The organism is Escherichia sp. MOD1-EC6098, from assembly GCF_002965865.1.
In the GTDB taxonomy this organism is placed as follows: domain Bacteria; phylum Pseudomonadota; class Gammaproteobacteria; order Enterobacterales; family Enterobacteriaceae; genus Escherichia; species Escherichia marmotae.
In genome coordinates this window covers 224770-242743 of sequence record NZ_PTSN01000001.1, presented here as the reverse complement: position 1 = coordinate 242743, position 17974 = coordinate 224770, and the positions used below count along the sequence as shown (strand labels likewise).

Annotated in this window: 17 protein-coding genes and 1 pseudogene; 10 read left to right on the top strand and 8 right to left on the bottom strand. The window is 51.3% G+C overall.

The genetic code is table 11. The features are described 5' to 3' along the window. Window positions 1–2: 2 nt before the first annotated feature. The 4 genes from menB (at window position 3) to pmrD (ending at window position 3550) form a co-directional block, all read left to right on the top strand. A complete protein-coding gene (menB, locus tag C0K55_RS01055) occupies window positions 3–860 on the top strand; it encodes a 1,4-dihydroxy-2-naphthoyl-CoA synthase (RefSeq protein ID WP_000640000.1) in 858 nt (285 codons plus the stop codon). After that, a complete protein-coding gene (gene menC / locus C0K55_RS01050) occupies window positions 860–1822 on the top strand; it encodes an o-succinylbenzoate synthase (protein ID WP_105266032.1) in 963 nt (320 codons plus the stop codon). The genes menB and menC overlap by 1 nt, the downstream gene beginning before the upstream one ends. Then, window positions 1819–3174 (top strand): o-succinylbenzoate--CoA ligase, encoded by a 1356-nt coding sequence (menE, locus tag C0K55_RS01045; RefSeq protein ID WP_105266033.1) that lies wholly within the window; start codon window positions 1819–1821, stop codon window positions 3172–3174. The genes menC and menE overlap by 4 nt, the downstream gene beginning before the upstream one ends. 109 nt (window positions 3175–3283) lie before the next feature. Further along, window positions 3284–3550 carry a signal transduction protein PmrD gene (pmrD, locus tag C0K55_RS01035; protein ID WP_010376827.1) on the top strand — a complete coding sequence of 89 codons (267 nt, stop codon included), beginning with the start codon at window positions 3284–3286 and terminating at the stop codon, window positions 3548–3550. Here pmrD and arnF read toward each other — a convergent pair. The 7 genes from arnF to arnB are packed head-to-tail and all read right to left on the bottom strand — an operon-like array spanning window position 3544 to window position 10894. Next, window positions 3544–3930, bottom strand: coding sequence for a 4-amino-4-deoxy-L-arabinose-phosphoundecaprenol flippase subunit ArnF (gene arnF, locus C0K55_RS01030; RefSeq protein WP_000523874.1), 387 nt, complete (start codon window positions 3928–3930; stop codon window positions 3544–3546). The two genes, pmrD and arnF, sit on opposite strands and share 7 nt — an antisense overlap. Next, the gene (gene arnE, locus C0K55_RS01025; protein ID WP_000638004.1) at window positions 3930–4265 is read right to left on the bottom strand and encodes a 4-amino-4-deoxy-L-arabinose-phosphoundecaprenol flippase subunit ArnE; all 336 of its coding nucleotides are present in this window, start codon (window positions 4263–4265) and stop codon (window positions 3930–3932) included. The genes arnF and arnE overlap by 1 nt, the downstream gene beginning before the upstream one ends. After that, window positions 4262–5914 (bottom strand): lipid IV(A) 4-amino-4-deoxy-L-arabinosyltransferase, encoded by a 1653-nt coding sequence (arnT, locus tag C0K55_RS01020; protein ID WP_001516768.1) that lies wholly within the window; start codon window positions 5912–5914, stop codon window positions 4262–4264. The genes arnE and arnT overlap by 4 nt, the downstream gene beginning before the upstream one ends. Beyond that, complete coding sequence (gene arnD / locus C0K55_RS01015) at window positions 5911–6804, bottom strand: 4-deoxy-4-formamido-L-arabinose-phosphoundecaprenol deformylase (RefSeq protein ID WP_000598503.1); 894 nt, start codon at window positions 6802–6804, stop codon at window positions 5911–5913. Before arnD ends, arnT begins: the two co-directional genes overlap by 4 nt. A gap of 2 nt (window positions 6805–6806) precedes the next feature. After that, a complete protein-coding gene (gene arnA, locus C0K55_RS01010) occupies window positions 6807–8783 on the bottom strand; it encodes a bifunctional UDP-4-amino-4-deoxy-L-arabinose formyltransferase/UDP-glucuronic acid oxidase ArnA (protein WP_000649097.1) in 1977 nt (658 codons plus the stop codon). Next, the gene (gene arnC, locus C0K55_RS01005) at window positions 8783–9751 is read right to left on the bottom strand and encodes an undecaprenyl-phosphate 4-deoxy-4-formamido-L-arabinose transferase (RefSeq protein WP_000459655.1); all 969 of its coding nucleotides are present in this window, start codon (window positions 9749–9751) and stop codon (window positions 8783–8785) included. Before arnC ends, arnA begins: the two co-directional genes overlap by 1 nt. A 3-nt stretch (window positions 9752–9754) precedes the next feature. Beyond that, a complete protein-coding gene (gene arnB, locus C0K55_RS01000) occupies window positions 9755–10894 on the bottom strand; it encodes a UDP-4-amino-4-deoxy-L-arabinose aminotransferase (RefSeq protein ID WP_105266034.1) in 1140 nt (379 codons plus the stop codon). 314 nt (window positions 10895–11208) lie between these two features. Between arnB and ais the strand changes: the two genes are divergently transcribed. After that, window positions 11209–11811, top strand: coding sequence for a lipopolysaccharide core heptose(II)-phosphate phosphatase Ais (gene ais, locus C0K55_RS00995; RefSeq protein WP_016262178.1), 603 nt, complete (start codon window positions 11209–11211; stop codon window positions 11809–11811). A gap of 39 nt (window positions 11812–11850) precedes the next feature. Here ais and nudI read toward each other — a convergent pair whose 3' ends face one another. Then, a complete protein-coding gene (nudI, locus tag C0K55_RS00990) occupies window positions 11851–12276 on the bottom strand; it encodes a nucleoside triphosphatase NudI (RefSeq protein WP_001249881.1) in 426 nt (141 codons plus the stop codon). Between the two features lie 277 nt (window positions 12277–12553). Between nudI and C0K55_RS00980 the strand changes: the two genes are divergently transcribed. From C0K55_RS00980 to C0K55_RS00960, 5 genes and pseudogenes are all read left to right on the top strand, one after another. Beyond that, window positions 12554–13096 (top strand): YfaZ family outer membrane protein, encoded by a 543-nt coding sequence (locus C0K55_RS00980; RefSeq protein WP_001516761.1) that lies wholly within the window; start codon window positions 12554–12556, stop codon window positions 13094–13096. 99 nt (window positions 13097–13195) lie between these two features. Then, window positions 13196–14398, top strand: a complete 1203-nt coding sequence (locus C0K55_RS00975; protein WP_000921652.1) for a nicotinamide mononucleotide deamidase-related protein YfaY — start codon at window positions 13196–13198, stop codon at window positions 14396–14398. A gap of 217 nt (window positions 14399–14615) precedes the next feature. Then, the gene (locus C0K55_RS00970; RefSeq protein ID WP_000894175.1) at window positions 14616–15398 is read left to right on the top strand and encodes an IclR family transcriptional regulator; all 783 of its coding nucleotides are present in this window, start codon (window positions 14616–14618) and stop codon (window positions 15396–15398) included. A gap of 14 nt (window positions 15399–15412) precedes the next feature. Beyond that, window positions 15413–16618, top strand: a pseudogene (gene rhmD, locus C0K55_RS00965) (L-rhamnonate dehydratase). Window positions 16619–16674: 56 nt separating this feature from the next. After that, on the top strand, window positions 16675–17964 hold the full coding sequence (locus C0K55_RS00960; RefSeq protein ID WP_001516759.1) for an MFS transporter: 1290 nt from the start codon (window positions 16675–16677) through the stop codon (window positions 17962–17964). Window positions 17965–17974 lie beyond the last annotated feature (10 nt).

The following is a 17974-nucleotide window of genomic DNA, read 5'->3' as shown; positions in this document are numbered from 1 at the left end:
ATATGATTTATCCTGATGAAGCAATGCTTTACGCACCGGTTGAATGGCACGACTGTTCCGAAGGTTTCGAGGACATTCGTTATGAAAAATCCACCGACGGTATCGCAAAAATCACCATTAATCGTCCGCAGGTGCGCAATGCCTTCCGTCCTCTGACGGTAAAAGAGATGATCCAGGCGCTGGCGGATGCGCGTTATGACGATAACATCGGCGTAATTATTCTGACTGGCGCAGGCGATAAAGCATTCTGCTCTGGCGGCGATCAGAAAGTGCGCGGCGACTACGGCGGCTATAAAGATGACTCCGGCGTACATCACCTGAACGTGCTGGACTTCCAGCGTCAGATCCGTACCTGTCCGAAACCAGTTGTCGCGATGGTTGCAGGTTACTCCATCGGCGGCGGTCATGTTCTACATATGATGTGCGACCTGACCATTGCGGCTGAAAACGCTATTTTCGGTCAGACTGGTCCGAAAGTTGGTTCCTTCGACGGTGGCTGGGGCGCTTCTTATATGGCTCGCATTGTCGGGCAGAAAAAAGCGCGTGAAATCTGGTTCCTGTGCCGTCAGTACGACGCCAAACAGGCGCTGGATATGGGCCTTGTGAACACCGTTGTACCGCTGGCGGATCTGGAAAAAGAAACCGTCCGCTGGTGTCGCGAAATGCTGCAAAACAGCCCAATGGCACTGCGCTGCCTGAAAGCCGCGCTGAATGCTGACTGTGATGGTCAGGCGGGGCTGCAGGAGCTGGCAGGTAACGCCACCATGCTGTTCTACATGACGGAAGAAGGTCAGGAAGGTCGTAACGCTTTCAACCAGAAACGTCAGCCTGATTTCAGCAAATTCAAACGGAATCCGTAATGCGTAGCGCGCAGGTATACCGCTGGCAGATCCCCATGGACGCGGGGGTGGTTCTGCGCGACAGGCGGTTAAAAACCCGCGACGGGCTGTACGTTTGCCTGCGTGAGGGCGAGTGTGAAGGGTGGGGAGAGATCTCCCCACTGCCGGGTTTCAGTCAGGAAACCTGGGAAGAAGCGCAGAGCGTGCTGCTTTCTTGGGTAAATAACTGGCTGGCAGGTGATTGCGAGCTACCGCAGATGCCTTCCGTCGCCTTTGGTGTGAGCTGTGCGCTGGCGGAGCTTACTGATGCGTTGCCGCAGGCAGCCAATTACCGTGCAGCGCCGCTGTGTAATGGCGATCCCGACGACCTGATCCTCAAACTTGCCGATATGCCTGGTGAGAAAGTGGCGAAGGTCAAAGTGGGATTGTACGAAGCGGTGCGCGACGGCATGGTGGTGAATCTGTTGCTGGAAGCGGTTCCGGATCTGCATTTGCGTCTTGACGCAAATCGCGCCTGGACGCCGCTGAAGGGTCAGCAGTTTGCGAAATACGTCAACCCTGATTACCGCGACCGCATCGCCTTCCTTGAAGAACCGTGCAAAACCCGTGATGATTCGCGCGCGTTTGCCCGTGAAACCGGCATCGCTATTGCCTGGGATGAAAGTCTGCGTGAGGCGGATTTTGCCTTTGTGGCAGAAGAAGGGGTTCGGGCTGTGGTTATCAAGCCCACGCTAACCGGTAGCCTGGAGAAAGTGCGTGAACAGGTGCAGGCAGCCCACGCGCTGGGGCTGACGGCGGTGATCAGTTCTTCCATCGAGTCGAGTTTAGGTTTAACGCAACTGGCGCGGGTTGCCGCCTGGTTAACGCCCGACACTATTCCGGGGCTGGATACGCTGGATCTGATGCAGGCGCAGCAGGTTCGTCGCTGGCCGGGTAGCCCGCTGCCGTTAGTGGAAGTGGATGCACTGGAGCGGCTGCTATGATCTTCTCTGACTGGCCGTGGCGTCACTGGCGGCAAGTGCGGGGAGAAGCCATTGCCTTGCGTCTCAATAACGAGCAACTCAACTGGCGCGAGCTTTGTACTCGCGTCGATGAGTTGGCTTCGGGTTTTGTGGCGCAGGGTGTGGTTGCAGGCAGCGGGGTGATGTTGCGGGCATGGAATACACCGCAAACGCTGCTCGTCTGGCTGGCGCTACTACAATGTGGGGCGCGAGTTCTGCCCGTAAACCCACAGCTTCCGCAACCGTTGCTTGAGGAATTGTTGCCCAATCTTACTCTGCAATTCGCGTTGGTGCCGGAAGGAGAAAACACGTTTCCGGCGTTAACTTCGCTGCAAATTCAGGTAGGAGAAGGCGCATACGTTGCCTCGTGGCAGCCGCAGCGTTTGTGCTCCATGACCTTAACTTCTGGTTCCACCGGTTTGCCGAAAGCCGCTGTCCATACCTGCCAGGCACACCTTGCCAGTGCGCAAGGTGTGTTATCGCTGATCCCCTTTGGTGAGCACGATGACTGGTTGCTCTCTTTGCCGCTGTTTCATGTTTCCGGTCAGGGGATTTTGTGGCGCTGGTTATACGCTGGCGCGCGGATGACGGTACGCGACAAACAACCGCTGGAACAAATGCTGGCAGGCTGTACTCACGCCTCGCTGGTGCCGACGCAGCTCTGGCGATTGCTGGTAAATCGCAGTTCGGTTTCCCTGAAAGCGGTGTTGCTTGGCGGCGCGGCAATTCCGGTCGAACTGACGGAGCAGGCACGCGGGCAGGGCATTCGTTGCTTTTGCGGCTATGGCCTGACAGAGTTCGCCTCTACGGTGTGTGCGAAAGAAGCCGACGGTCTGGCTGATGTCGGTTTTCCGTTGCCGGGGCGGGAAGTCAAAATCGTCAAGGATGAAGTATGGCTACGGGCTGCCAGCATGGCGGAGGGTTACTGGCGGAACGGACAACTGGTGCCGCTGGTCAATGACGAAGGCTGGTACGCTACCCGCGATCGTGGTGAGCTGCATAATGGCAAGCTGACTATTGTCGGGCGCTTAGACAACCTGTTCTTTAGCGGCGGCGAAGGTATTCAGCCAGAAGAGGTGGAGCGGGTTATTGCTGCGCATCCGGCGGTTTTGCAGGTATTTATCGTTCCCGTTGCAGACAAGGAGTTTGGTCATCGACCGGTAGCCGTTGTGGAGTATGACCAGCAAAGTGTTGATCTTAGCGAATGGGTGAAAGACAAGCTGGCGCGTTTTCAGCAACCAGTGCGTTGGCTTATGCTGCCGCCAGAGTTGAAAAACGGCGGCATTAAAATTTCACGTCAGGTGCTAAAAGAGTGGGTGCAACGTCAGGATTAAAAAATCATTAGTTTCATCTCTCATTTCCGCTATTCCATTGCCGTTGATAAAGAGTTTATCTGTTAATCTGTAAATTAATGTGAAAATTCTTATTAAACAGGATGGTGCAATGGAATGGCTGGTCAAAAAATCGTGCAGTAATAAGCAAGATAACAGACACATACTGAAGCTTTGTGATGCTGGCGGCACGATAAGAATGATTGCTGAAGTGCAAACTGACTTTAGCGTTAAATCAGGTGACCTGCTTTCTCCTCTACAGGATGCGCTTTATTGCATTAACCGGGAAAAGCAGCACACGGTGAAAGTCCTCTCGGCAAGCAGTTATAGTCCTGATGAGTGGGAACGACAGTGTAAATCTGGTGAAAAACATCAGTAACGTTGTTTTGCAATCGGCATGAAAATCAGCGTTAATCCGCACATAATACAGGCTACGCCCAGCATAGCCTTCAGCGAAAAAGTTCCTTCCCAGCCGGGAAGTATCATTGATGCAATCCATACCAGTACATAACTTACACTCAGTAAGGCGTAGGCTTTGCTGAGTGCCAGTTGATGTAACGCTTTATACCAGCAAAAAACGGAGATCAGATAACCAACCAGGCCGACAACCAGCATTCGGGCACCGAAATCAAAAGCAAAAAGCGCTGCGATAAAATCCCATAATTGCGTCATCGGCGGCAGATGACTCGCCGCATAACCCAGACTTAATTGTGCAGCGGAAGCAATAATGACGCTGAATAATCCCCACATCAGGCCCATTACACCGTACTCCCCAGGATCACAATGCCGCCAATAATGAATGCCACCCCACACCAGTGGCGAAAAGACACCGGTTCGTGCCACAGTTTTATTGCTGCCAGCGTCACCCAGACAAAATTCAGGCTCAACATCGGGTAGGCAATGCCTACCGGCACGTTCTGTAATACCAGTAGCCAGAGTGCCATTGCCAGCCCGAGGCACACCAATGCCAGCGTCAGCCACAGTGCAATATGTTTGCGCCGTTTACTTACCGCCACAAAGCGAGTTGCCTGTTTCTGGCAGAGTTGCCCGGCTACGCTAAGCAGGCTGGCAAAGACTAAAATCAGCCAGATCATTTGGGGCGATACTGAATGAGCACCAGACGCCCCTGATGATCGACGGCATCTGCAGGTGGAATGGCGAGACGGTTGATATCCTCATCGTGGTCAACCGAAAGCACGAGTGTAATAATCCCCTCCTGTCGATGCTGATTTAGCCATTTGGCAAAATCATCGCCGCTGACAAATCTGCTTTTCGCATCCGGGTAATTAAGACCATATTTCAATTCACCCGTCTGGCGATACATGATGATGTCGTCGCGTTGCAGGCTCCATGCCAGACCAGCGGCAACACCGACGCTATCAGTAAGAATATAGCGGCTCGGCTGGAGTGACTCTTGCGTCATCTCAACAAAAAACTGCGGGTGTTTCCCTTCCATGACTCTGTCGGGGATCGCAAATCCCACGAGCAACGCCAGCCCCAACGGACAAAGCGCCGCAAAGGGCCAGTTTTTTTCCACATTCGTTAAGGTGTACCAACCGAAAAATGCCCACAGCGAAAAAATCGACCAGGAACAAAAGACCTTATAGATTTCGAAAGTCTGCCAGACAGGCGTGCCCATTGGTCCCCAGGGCGAAACAACAAACGTGGCAATAATGCCAGTGACGCCAAAAGCGATGTTAATCCAGCCATTAATCCGCAGCGCCAGAGGATTATTTTTTGCTGCCAGCAAAGCGTAATGCACCATCAGCATTGCCAGAGGCGCAAAGCAGGAGAGAATATAGGTCGGTAATTTACCTTTGGCGACAGAGAAAAACAGCAGCGGCATCACCGCCCAGCTCAAGAGATAGACGGTTGCGGAATGACGACGGTTTTTCCAGCTTGCGCGCAGCGCGCCGGGGAGCAATCCCAGCCACGGCAGACTACCGGCAATGATGACAGGCAAGTAGTACCAGAACGGGGCTTTATGTTGGGCATCATCCATCGCAAAGCGTTGAACATGTTCAACCCAGAAAAAGTAATGCCAGAAGTCAGGCTCCCGTTGTGCTATTGCCAGCCCCCAGGGAAGAACAGTCAGTACGCAACTGGCAACAGCCAGTCCGCCGTAAATAAGGAGATCTTTCCAGCGTTTTTGCATGGCTACCCACGGCAGCACGCTCAATACCGGTACGGCGAGGGCGAGAAAACCTTTAGTCATCACCCCCATGCCGCAGGTTAACCCCAGCAGTAAAAATCCCGCGCTTTTGCCTTTCCAGGTTTGCGCGTCCATTGCCAGCCAGAAGCTGCACATTCCCGCCATCAGCCAGAATGCAATGAATGGGTCGAGCACCGCATAAGTGCCGATGGCGTAGACAATAAACAGCGAGAGATAAACCACTGCGGCGAGTAGTGCCAGACGCTTATCGTGCCATAAACGCAGAGAAAACCAGGCCACCAGCGCGGCGGTTAACAGGGTCGCAAAGATAACGCCTGCCCGCACACCAACGTTATTCGCGCCAAACAGCCATTGCCCAATACTGTTGATCCAGTATCCGGCAATGGGTTTTTCGAAATAGCGTAGCCCTAACAGATGGGGCACAATCCAGTCGCCGGAGGCCAACATTTCCCGACTGATTTCCGCATAACGCGTTTCATCGGGTTGCCAGAGCAGACGATAATTAATCGGCAAGAGATAATAGACAGTGATAAACGCAAAGAATGCTGCGTAATAGCGAACAGATTTCATGGACGAGTTCCCGCAGCTTGTTGGCAACCGAGCCAGCCTTCACGTCCGGCAATACTTCCGCGGACAACTTGCCCGAGTGGCAAAGTCTCTGATAACAACTCGCTTAAAGGGCAAAACGTAATACCTGCACAGGCGGCACGTTTCAGAAGATCGACAAAATAATGCTGATAAGTGCAGCCTTCGACTTCTGCATGAATGGTATAAACTGGCGTCCCTTTCTCTCGCAGGATGCGGTTGAGCAGCCAGCCGTTAAAATCTTCCGCTTTCACATCCCGGCCAATGACTTCATCCCAGGTGGGTAACGTCACCGGGATTTGTGCTGTACCCGGTTTTCCTGATTCGAGCAACGGACGAAACGGCATTACTCCGCGACAATCGCTGTTGTAGCGCAAATGGAACGCTTCTTTTGCCTCAATCACCTGTTGATCGGCTCGCCAGCCAGCGGCGGCGGAACAGGTTATCGGTTGGCCAATAATCTCTTCCAGTGTGTGAAGACCACGCGCGATATCGTTCACCATCGTTTGCCGATCCCAGCTACCGCTATGGGCTTGCCAGGCGTGGTGATCCCAGGCGTGCAGGCCAACTTCGTGGTGTTTAGCCGCTTCACGAATGATGTCGGCATTGGCGTGGCCAATCTCTTTTCCTGGCCATGCAGTGCCTGCCAGCAGAATATCCCAGCCATAAAGCGACGCTGCGTTTGATCGCAACATCTTCATCAAAAACTGCGGCTTCACCAGCCGCCAGAGATGACGGCCCATATTGTCGGGGCCGACGCTGAAAAAAATGCTGGCCTGAATATTATGCTGACTCAAGATTTCCAGCAGACGCGGCACGCCTTCGCGGGTGCCGCGAAAGGTATCAACATCAATGCGTAAGCCCACTTTGATCATGATTATTTATCCGTAAGATCGACAGTGCGCAGGAAGAAATCCAGCGTCTCATCGATGGTTTCCTGCATATCAATTTTCGGTTCCCAATCCAGGCAGCGGCGGGCATTGCGGATGCCAGGCTTACGATGTGCCACGTCCTGATATCCTTTACCGTAGTAGCTGCTACTTTCGACGATGCGAAAGCCTGCAAACGGTGGGAAGTGATGGCGTAGAGGATGTTTTTCAAAGCTTGCCAGTAGCATCTGGCCCAGTTCTTCAATGCTCGCTTCGTTATCGGGGTTGCCGATATTAATAATCTCGCCATCACAGCGATTTCCCGTGTTTTCGATAATGCGAAACAGTGCTTCGATGCCGTCCCGAATATCAGTAAAGCAGCGTTTTTGTTTTCCGCCATCAATCAGCTTAATTGGCGATCCTTCTACCAGGTTTAGAATGAGTTGTGTAATGGCGCGCGAACTGCCAATTCGCGCTGCATTAAGGTTATCCAGCCGTGGCCCCATCCAGTTAAACGGCCGGAAGAGGGTAAACTGCAATCCTTCTTTTTCGCCATACGCCCAAATCACCCGGTCAAGCAATTGTTTTGATACCGAATAAATCCAGCGCGGTTTATTCACCGGCCCGACGATCAAATTAGAATGGTCTTCGTCGAAATATTTATCATTACACATCCCGTAAACTTCCGAGGTCGACGGGAAGATAATTCGCTTACGGTACTTCACGCAGTAACGGATAATGCGCAGATTCTCTTCAAAATCGAGTTCAAATACGCGCAGCGGGTTGCGGGTATACTCAATCGGTGTGGCAATCGCCACCAGCGGCAATACGACATCACATTTTTTGACGTGGTACTCAATCCATTCAGAATGAATGCTGATATCACCTTCGACAAAGTGAAAATGCGGATGATTAAGGAAACGACTAATGGCGTCGCTGCCGATATCCAACCCGTAGACTTCATAATGATCTTCGCGCAGCAGGCGTTCTGTCAGATGGTTGCCAATAAAGCCATTCACCCCGAGGATCAACACCCGGGTACGGCGTCGGGCGGTGCAAACAGGTTGACTGTTAAGTCTTGAACCTTCAACCAGCCCTAGCGTCTGGGCTAATTGCGAACCTTGCATAGTAATTCCATCGCCCGCCTGTCCGGTGACAATTTCCAGCGCACCATCGCCACAGGCAATTAACAGCGGTGCAGCAGAAATCACGCTCCCCGGTTGTGCTGTGGACGCATGAGAATGCACGCGTGACGACCAGACGGTGAATTTCTGATTGCCTACATAGCTGAAGGCGCCAGGCCACGGATCGGCAACGGCACGCACCATGTTATGCAGTACGGATGCCGGTTTGTGCCACTCAAGGACGCTGTCATCTGGCGTTCTGCGACCAAAACAGGTGGCTTCGTTCTCGCGTTGGGCGATTTCCAGAATATTACCGTGTTTAATGGCGGGTAACGTCTGTTCCAGCAACTGACGCGCGGCGTAGCACAATTTATGATGCAGCGTAATGGCGATATCGTCCGGTGCAATGGCAACGCGTAGCTGGGCAACAATGGCTCCGGCATCGGCACGTTTCACCATCCGATGCAACGTAACGCCAGTTTCCGTTTCACCGTTCACCAGTACCCAGTTCAGTGGCGCGCGGCCGCGATATTTCGGTAACAGCGAACCATGCAGATTAAACGCGCCAGTGGGGGCAAGTTGCAAAATCTCGTCGCTGATCAAATGGCGATAATAAAAAGAGAAAATCACATCAGGTGACAGTTGGGCAATGCGTTCCACCCACAGAGGATGATTAACGTTATCCGGCGCGTAAACCGGAATCCCTCTTTCCGCCGCCAGGCGAGCGACCGAACCATAAAATGCTTTTTCGCCAGGATTATCGGTATGAGTAAAAATGGCGCTAATTTCGTAACCGGCAGCCAGCAAGGCTTCAATACCCAGGCAACCCATATCGTGATAGGCAAAAACGACGGCTTTCATTATTCATTTTCCTTGCTGGATGGACGGATAACTTGCTGCACAAAATAGCGGGGGCGGGCGCGGACATCGGTGTAGATCCGGCCAATATATTCACCGAGTAATCCCATGCCGATAAACTGAGCGCCAATAAAGGTAAACAGTACGGCAAACAGCATAAAGACGCCTTCTGCCGCCCACTGCGGTCCGAACGTCAGGCGTAAAATCACCAGTAGTACCGCAATGCTAAAACCACCAATCGCAATAATGCTGCCAAGCAGACTAAGCATACGTAACGGTGTGGTCGTGAGGCAGGTCACCAGGTCGTACATCAAATTAATCAGGCGCATAAAGCTGTATTTTGATTCGCCAAACTCACGCTCGGCATGGTGTACCGGAATTTCAATGGCGCGGCGGGCGAAGATATTCGCCAGAATCGGAATAAAGGTGCTGCGTTCATGGCAGTGCAACATGGCATCGACAATATGACGACGATAAGCGCGCAGCATACAGCCGTAGTCGCCCATCGCTTTGCCGGTGGTGCGCTGGATCAGTCGGTTAATCATCTTCGAGGCAGTTTTACGAAACCAGGTGTCCTGGCGGTTCTGGCGCACAGTCCCTACCACGTCGTAACCTTCATCGGCTTTTTCCACCAGGTGGGGGATCTCTTCTGGCGGATTCTGGAGATCGGCATCAAGAGTAATGATTAAGTCGCCGGTAACGTGACTGAAACCCGCCATAATTGCCGAATGTTGTCCGTAATTGCGGTTAAGCAAAATAGACACAATATGGCTGCCCTCTGCTTGTGAGGCATCGACCAGCATTTGCGCAGAATTGTCGTTACTGCCGTCATCAACCAGCAGTATTTCATACTCTTTGCCCAGCAATTCACAGGCTGCGGTGGTGCGCCTGATTAATTCCGGTAAACTTTCCTGCTCGTTATAAACGGGAATAACCACCGAGACTTTCTTAACAGGGTGGATGTCAAACATGGCTTATTGTCCTGCAAGTTGCTGAAGGGCTGTGATGACGCGGTCGGCATCGGCGGTGGTCATATCCGGGAAAAGCGGCAACGAACAGATGCGTTCGCTATTCCATTCGGTATTCGGTAACGACAGCGTGGGAAAACGCTCACGATAATATTTTTGCGTGTGAGCTGCGCGGAAATGTAACCCAGTGCCAATGCCTCTTTCTTTCAGTGCTTCCATCAACGCATCGCGGCTGATATCACAACGTTGTTCATCAACACGAATAATAAACAGATGCCAGGCGTGAACATGTGGCCATGTGGGAAGCTTCAGAGGCTGGAAGGGTAGATCCACCAGTGCTTGTTGATATTGCAGGGCAATTTCTCGACGACGGGTATTTAGTTGCTCTAATTTATTCAACTGCGTCAGAGCAATCGCGGCGTTAATATCGGTCAGATTGTACTTATAGCCTGGTGTTAATACTTCAGCCTGCGGTGCGCGACCCCATGTTTTTCGGTCGTATGCATCGACACCCAGACCATGAAATTTCAACATGCGTAACTGGCGAGCGAGATTTTCGTCATCAGTAACGACTAATCCACCTTCCGCACAGGTAATATTTTTGATGGCGTGAAATGAAAAAATAGCGGTGCCCTTCGCGCCAATACGTTGACCTTTGTAATTTGTACCGACGGCATGGGCGGCATCTTCAATGACTGCGATATCGTAGCGTTCACCAATGGCGCGAATGGCGTCAATATCTGCCGGCGCTCCGGCATAATGCACCGGGATGATCGCTTTGGTACGAGGTGTAATGGCCGCTTCGATCGCTTCAGGCGTGACCATCAGCGTATCGCGATCAACGTCCACCATCACCGGTGTTGCGCCCAACAGGGAGATCATATTGAGAGTTGAAACCCAGGTCATGGAGGGAGTAATGACTTCATCATCAACACCAACCCCCAGCGCCATCAGCGTGATGTGCATTCCGGCAGTGGCTGAACTGACTGCGATGGCATGCTGATTTCCCGTTAACAGGCAAAAGGCTTGTTCAAGTGCCTGATTCTTCGGACCGGTAGTGATCCATCCTGATTCGAGAACTTCTTTAACCGCGGCGAGTTCTTCCACACCCATTGCCGGACGTGAAAAAGGCAAAAAGTCTGACATGGTTTTTCCTTCGGTCATTGAATATCTTTCCCAGTTATTCGCTAATATTTGTCATAGGGAGCGTTATGTCTATTTTGCCATTTGGAGTGAAATTCTAAGGTTAGAATATTAATTTAACCTTAAGGAATAAATATAAGACTTAAATATTATTTTTTTTGTTTTTTCATCTTATTCGGGCTTTTAATTTGACAAAATTTAAGGCATTTTGCGTGCGCCGTAATGTTTTAATTTATCCCGCCACTATTTACCGATGAAAATGACGTTTGTTTTCACGGCCATTTAGTTGGCTACGCTTGTCTATAGGTGGAGCTTACGTGTTAGCTTTTTGTCGGGCTTCGTTGAAGTCTAAAAAATATATCTTCATTTTACTGGTGCTTGTGGCGATTGTGGGGCTGGGTACACATGCTGCCTGGAGCAGTAATGGTTTGCCACGTATCGACAATAGAACGCTGGCCAGATTAGCGCAGCAGCACCCGGTTGTGGTTCTGTTTCGCCATGCGGAACGCTGCGACCGTTCCTCCAATCACTGCTTGTCAGACAAAACAGGCATTACGGTGAAAGGTACTCAGGATGCCCGTGAACTGGGCAAAGCTTTCAGCGCGGACATCCCTAATTTCGATCTTTATTCCAGTAATACCGTTCGGACTATTCAATCAGCGAGCTGGTTTTCTGCTGGAAAAAAACTGACGGTAGATAAACGATTTCTACAATGTAGAAATGAGATTTATAGCACAATTAAGGAGTTACAAAGCAAAGCACCAGATAAAAATATCGTTATTTTCACCCATAACCATTGTCTGACCTATATCGCTAAAGATAAACGTAACGTGACATTTAAACCAGATTATCTGGATGGGCTGGTAATGCATGTGGAAAAAGGCAACGTTTTACTGGATGGTGAATTTGCTAATCGCTGATATTTTTAATATGACAGCCAATAATGGCTGTCATTACTGTTACATCAGACCTTTCAAACGTAATGTTTTTTGGGTGGCGACATTCAAATCATAGTGCGCAAGATCTTCCGGTTTTACCCATGCATAGTCCTGAAACTCTTCGTTAATTTTTACTTCACGGTTGGCAGAGACGCAGTCAAAGATTAGGTAAATCATATAAATCTCTTCCTTGCGACCATCTGCGTAGGTCTTGATGCGGATATCATCACTGAAGGTCCATGGTGTGATGTCAGTAAGAATCAGTTGTTCGCCCAGCTCTTCCCTGATTTCACGACGTAATGCTTCTTCAATACGCTCACCGGGCTCTACGCCGCCACCAGACAGCGCCCATTGTCCGGGGAAAACGCCGCGATCGTCGGCCATTTTACACAGCAGATAAGCACCATCATTTTGAATTAAGGGACAAACGATAGTCCGTTGTCGCATGGGAATATTCCTTACCATCGAAAATAAAATAAAAGAATACGGCAATGGACAAACAGGTGAAAGTAGCATTTGTCTTTTGGGTGATGATGGCCGCGATGATTATTTGGCTGGCAATCAATTTTTGATGGCTGCTTTTTCTGCACTTAATTATTCAAGAAGTATTTAGTTACAATAAGTTAGCAGATCGCTTTTTTCACGCATTGAATCCTCTGCGTCAGGCAGTACAATCCCGCAGCTTTGGGGACTTTTAATTATCTTCTTGCGGGAAAAGGTAAAAATGAAAAAATTGGCGCTGCCAGTTCTGGCTGGAATGCTATTGGTTTCTGCATCGGCAAATGCGATGAGTATCAGCGGTCAGGCGGGAAAAGAATATACCAATATTGGTGTTGGTTTCGGTACTGAATCGACCGGTCTGGCATTAAGCGGTAACTGGACACATAACGATGACGACGGTGACGTCGCGGGCGTTGGTCTGGGATTGAATCTGCCGCTGGGTCCGCTAATGGCAACCGTGGGTGGTAAAGGCGTTTATACCAACCCGAACGACGGTGATGAAGGTTATGCCGCGGCGGTAGGCGGTGGCTTGCAGTGGCAAATTGGCGATAGCTTCCGTCTGTTTGGCGAGTATTACTACTCTCCGGATTCGCTCTCCAGCGGTATTAAAAGTTATGAAGAAGCGAATGCAGGCGCGCGTTACACTATTATGCGTCCAGTCAGCATTGAGGCGGGCTACCGCTATCTGAATCTGTCGGGTAAAGACGGCCACCGCGACAACGCGGTGGCTGACGGCCCTTATGTCGGGGTTAACGCCAGCTTCTGATGCCTTTCGGCGCGGCGTTCTGCCGCGCCATTCAGTTTCTTTCTACGCCTTATCTCCCTTTGCGTTATAGTGATTCGATAACAAAAGCAGGAGATAACCATGTTAAAAGTGGAAATGTTATCCACAGGGGATGAAGTGTTACACGGGCAAATTGTTGACACTAACGCTGCCTGGCTGGCTGATTTTTTCTTTCATCAGGGGTTGCCATTATCTCGCCGTAATACGGTGGGCGATAACCTTGAGGATTTAGTCACCATTCTGCGTGAACGTAGCCAGCACGCCGATGTGCTGATCGTCAACGGTGGTCTGGGGCCGACCAGCGATGATTTAAGCGCACTGGCCGCTGCGACAGCAAAAGGTGAGGGATTAGTTCTTCATGAAGCCTGGCTGCAAGAGATGGAACGCTATTTCCGCGAACGTGGGCGCGTGATGGCGCCGAGTAACCGCAAACAGGCGGAGCTGCCAGCCAGTGCTGAATTTATCAATAATCCGGTTGGCACGGCCTGTGGTTTTGCTGTGCAACTTAACCGTTGCCTGATGTTCTTTACCCCAGGCGTGCCTTCGGAATTTAAAGTGATGGTGGAGCATGAAATTCTGCCGCGCCTGCGTGAGCGTTTTTCCTTACCGCAGCCACCGGTTTGCCTGCGTTTGACTACCTTTGGTCGTTCAGAAAGCGATCTGGCGCAAAGCCTGGACACGTTGCAACTGCCGCCGGGCGTAACGATGGGCTATCGCTCTTCCATGCCGATTATCGAATTGAAACTCACCGGACCGGCAAGCGAGCTACAGGCGATGGAAAAACTATGGCAGGACGTTAAACGCGTCGCCGGACAGAGCATGATTTTTGAAGGCACCGAAGGACTACCTGCGCAGATCAGCCGGGAATTGCAACGTCGCCAGTTCAGTTTGACGTTGAGCGAGCAATTCACCGGTGGTTTATTGGCGTTGCAACTTTCTCGTGCTGGTGCGCCATTACTGGCGTGTGAAGTCGTGCCTTCACAGGAAGAAACACTGGCGCAAACCGCACACTGGATAACTGAACGACGAGCCAAACATTTCGCCGGGCTGGCACTGGCCATTTCTGGCCTGGAAGATGGGTATCTCAACTTTGCGTTGGCCACGCCGGATGGCACTTTTGCTCTGCGCGTACATTTCAGCACTACGCGCTACAGTCTGGCTATTCGTCAGGAAGTGTGTGCAATGATGGCACTCAATATGCTGCGTCGCTGGCTGAACGGTCAGGACATTGCCAGCGAGCATGGCTGGATTGAGGTTGTTGAATCTATGACCCTAACTGCCTGAGCAGCCACTCCGTGCCGGTTTACTACACCGGCACACTTCTCTCCCGCAAAGGTTGTCCAACCTGTTGTACTCAATAAGAAAAAATCCGTGCGCTAATTCACAAATTTGTGCGTAATTCCTCCAGTCCTCTGGACGAGGAGTGGGATTTGATGCGCTTCACAATTTTACTCCCCCTGAGCAACGAGACTGATTCCAGTATCTAAGACTGGAGTCCAGTATGTTGGAATCAAGCAAAGTTCCCGCCCTGACACGGGCTATTGATATTCTCAATTTGATTGCTCGCATTGGCCCCTGTAGTGCTGCGACGATCATCGACACATTGGGGATCCCTAAAAGCACAGCCTATTTGCTGCTTAACGAACTCAAGCGTCAGCGTTTTCTGAGTCTTGATCACCAGGAAAATTTTTGTCTGTGGACCAGGCTGGTGGAGCTTTCCGGCCATGCGTTAAGCAAGATGGATCTCCGGGAACTGGCACGCCCACGCCTGACGCAACTGATGGATACCACTGGACTGTTGTGTCACCTTGGGATCATCGATAACGGTAGCGCATATTACATATTGAAAGTGGAGTCTTCAGCCACTATCAGCGTGCGTTCCCATGAAGGAAAAAGCCTTTCGCTTTATCGCTCCGGAATAGGTAAATGCCTGCTTGCCTGGCAACCTGAAGCTGTACAGCAAAGTATTATCGAAGGGCTGGTCTGGGAACAGGCGACACCCACCACGATTACCCGTCCACCACAGCTCCACGAAGAACTGGCACGTATTCGCCGTCAGGGCTGGAGCTATGACAACGGTGAAGATTACACCGATGTCCGTTGTGTTGCTGCCCCGGTGTTTAACGCCAATAACGAGCTTACCGCCGCGATCTCAGTGGTCGGTACTCGTTTACAAATCAATGAAGAATATCGTGATTATCTGGCGGGCAAAGCCATCGCCTGCGCCAGGGATATTTCACGTCTGTTGGGATGGAAAAGTCCCTTTGACTTACTGGCCTCATAAAAATGGAGAACATCATGACCCTACCAAAAATCAAACAGGTTCGCGCCTGGTTTACTGGCGGAGCGACAGCAGAAAAAGGCGCTGGCGGCGGTGATTATCACGACCAGGGAGTGGATCACTGGATTGACGATCATATTGCTACCCCGATGAGTAAATACCGCGATTACGAGCAGTCCCGCCAGTCATTTGGTATTAACGTTCTTGGCACGTTAATTGTTGAAGTCGAAGCAGAAAATGGCCAGACCGGCTTCGCCGTTTCAACAGCCGGTGAAATGGGGTGCTTTATCGTTGAAAAACACCTAAACCGTTTCATAGAGGGCAAATGTGTCAGTGATATCAAACTGATTCACGATCAAATGCTCAACGCCACCCAGTATTACTCCGGTTCAGGGGGCCTGGTGATGAACACGATTTCCTGTGTTGATTTGGCTCTGTGGGATCTGTTCGGCAAAGTGGTCGGGCTTCCGGTTTATAAACTTTTAGGCGGCGCTGTCCGTGATGAAATTTAGTTCTACGCCACGGGCGCGCGCCCGGATCTGGCAAAAGAGATGGGCTTTATCGGCGGCAAGATGCCGACGCACTGGGGGCCACATGATGGTGATGCGGGGATCCGCAAAGACGCCGCTATGGTCGCGGGGATGCGTGAAAAATGCGGTGAAGATTTCTGGTTGATGCTCGACTGCTGGATGAGCCAGGACGTGAACTATGCCACCAAACTGGCTCACGCTTGTGCCCCTTATAACCTGAAATGGATCGAAGAGTGCCTGCCGCCGCAACAGTATGAAGGTTATCGCGAATTAAAACGCAACGCGCCAGCAGGAATGATGGTCACCAGTGGCGAGCACCACGGCACACTGCAATCTTTCCGTACACTTTCAGAAACCGGTATCGACATTATGCAACCAGATGTTGGCTGGTGCGGTGGCTTAACCACGCTGGTGGAGATTGCCGCAATTGCCAAATCACGTGGACAACTGGTGGTGCCGCACGGTTCGTCTGTTTACTCCCACCATGCGGTGATCACCTTCACCAATACCCCATTTAGCGAATTCCTGATGACCAGTCCGGATTGTTCATCGATGCGTCCGCAGTTTGATCCGATTTTGCTTAATGAGCCGGTGCCGGTGAATGGTCGTATTCACAAATCAGTACTTGATAAACCGGGTTTCGGCGTCGAACTCAATCGTGACTGCAATCTGAAACGCCCTTACAGCCACTAATCATTCCGGGCGTTGCCGTGACAACAGTAACGCTCACATGTTCTAAGGAGCTTCTTATGAGCACCGCTTTGCTTGACGCCGTGGTGAAGAAAAACCGCGCGCGTTTGATCCCGTTTATGTTGGCGCTGTACGTGCTGGCGTTTCTCGATCGTTCGAATATTGGTTTTGCCAAACAGACCTACCAGATTGATACCGGGCTAAGTAATGAAGCTTATGCGCTGGGAGCGGGAATTTTCTTTGTGGTGTATGCGTTTCTCGGTGTTCCGGCGAATTTGTTGATGCGCAAACTGGGAGCCAGGACCTGGATTGGTACGACGACACTGCTGTGGGGATTTCTTTCGGCGGCAATGGCATGGGCCGATACTGAAGTGAAATTTCTGATAGTTCGCACCCTGCTTGGTGCTGCGGAAGCCGGGTTCTTTCCAGGTATGATTTATCTCACTTCGCAATGGTTTCCGCAGCGTAATCGCGCCAGCATTATGGGGCTGTTTTATATGGGAGCACCGTTGGCGTTAACGCTGGGATCACCGCTCTCCGGCGCGCTTCTGGAGATGCATGGATTTATGGGACATCCCGGCTGGTTCTGGATGTTTGTGATTGAAGGATTACTGGCAGTCGGTGCTGGGGTGTTCACATTCTTTTGGCTTGATGACACACCGGAGCAGGCACGTTTTCTGAGTAAAGAAGAAAAAACGTTGCTCATTAATCAACTTACAAGTGAAGAACAACAGAAAGTCACTTCGCGACTGAGTGATGCGTTGCGTAATGGGCGAGTCTGGCAACTGGCGATTATCTACCTGACTATTCAGGTGGCGGTTTACGGATTAATTTTCTTCCTGCCGACGCAGGTTGCCGCATTGCTGGGAACAAAAGTGGGCTTTACGGCCTCCGTGGTCGCCGCCATTCCGTGGATTGCGGCATTGTTGGGGACCTGGCTTATTCCGCGCTATTCCGATAAAACCGGCGAACGGCGCAATGTCGCGGCGCTGACATTGCTGTCCGCAGGCATTGGTATTGGCCTTTCCGGGCTACTTTCGCCAGTACTGGCAATCGTTGCGCTGTGTGTTGCAGCAATAGGGTTTATTGCGGTTCAGCCGGTGTTCTGGACGATGCCGACACAACTGCTTTCCGGTACGGCGCTGGCTGCGGGGATTGGTTTTGTAAACCTGTTTGGCGCGGTGGGCGGATTTATCGCCCCGATCCTGCGTGTAAAAGCAGAAACGTTGTTTGCCAGCGATGCGGCAGGCTTGCTGATGCTGGCAGCGGTGGCGGTCATCGGTTCGCTGATTATTTTCACTCTGCGTGTAAGTCGCGCTGTTGCGCAGACCAACGTGGCGCATCATTAACAGGTTAAGG

Excerpts from the sequence above, each read along its gene's own strand:
- arnD (WP_000598503.1), bottom strand. The coding sequence starts at position 6,804 with ATGATCAAAGTGGGCTTACGCATTGATGTTGATACCTTTCGCGGCACC.
- C0K55_RS00975 (WP_000921652.1), top strand. The coding sequence starts at position 13,196 with ATGTTAAAAGTGGAAATGTTATCCACAGGGGATGAAGTGTTACACGGG.
- C0K55_RS00970 (WP_000894175.1), top strand. The coding sequence starts at position 14,616 with ATGTTGGAATCAAGCAAAGTTCCCGCCCTGACACGGGCTATTGATATT.
- arnC (WP_000459655.1), bottom strand. The coding sequence starts at position 9,751 with ATGTTTGACATCCACCCTGTTAAGAAAGTCTCGGTGGTTATTCCCGTT.
- arnF (WP_000523874.1), bottom strand. The coding sequence starts at position 3,930 with ATGGGCCTGATGTGGGGATTATTCAGCGTCATTATTGCTTCCGCTGCA.
- arnT (WP_001516768.1), bottom strand. The coding sequence starts at position 5,914 with ATGAAATCTGTTCGCTATTACGCAGCATTCTTTGCGTTTATCACTGTC.
- C0K55_RS00980 (WP_001516761.1), top strand. The coding sequence starts at position 12,554 with ATGAAAAAATTGGCGCTGCCAGTTCTGGCTGGAATGCTATTGGTTTCT.
- arnB (WP_105266034.1), bottom strand. The coding sequence starts at position 10,894 with ATGTCAGACTTTTTGCCTTTTTCACGTCCGGCAATGGGTGTGGAAGAA.
- pmrD (WP_010376827.1), top strand. The coding sequence starts at position 3,284 with ATGGAATGGCTGGTCAAAAAATCGTGCAGTAATAAGCAAGATAACAGA.
- menE (WP_105266033.1), top strand. The coding sequence starts at position 1,819 with ATGATCTTCTCTGACTGGCCGTGGCGTCACTGGCGGCAAGTGCGGGGA.
- C0K55_RS00960 (WP_001516759.1), top strand. The coding sequence starts at position 16,675 with ATGAGCACCGCTTTGCTTGACGCCGTGGTGAAGAAAAACCGCGCGCGT.
- menC (WP_105266032.1), top strand. The coding sequence starts at position 860 with ATGCGTAGCGCGCAGGTATACCGCTGGCAGATCCCCATGGACGCGGGG.
- menB (WP_000640000.1), top strand. The coding sequence starts at position 3 with ATGATTTATCCTGATGAAGCAATGCTTTACGCACCGGTTGAATGGCAC.
- nudI (WP_001249881.1), bottom strand. The coding sequence starts at position 12,276 with ATGCGACAACGGACTATCGTTTGTCCCTTAATTCAAAATGATGGTGCT.
- arnE (WP_000638004.1), bottom strand. The coding sequence starts at position 4,265 with ATGATCTGGCTGATTTTAGTCTTTGCCAGCCTGCTTAGCGTAGCCGGG.
- arnA (WP_000649097.1), bottom strand. The coding sequence starts at position 8,783 with ATGAAAGCCGTCGTTTTTGCCTATCACGATATGGGTTGCCTGGGTATT.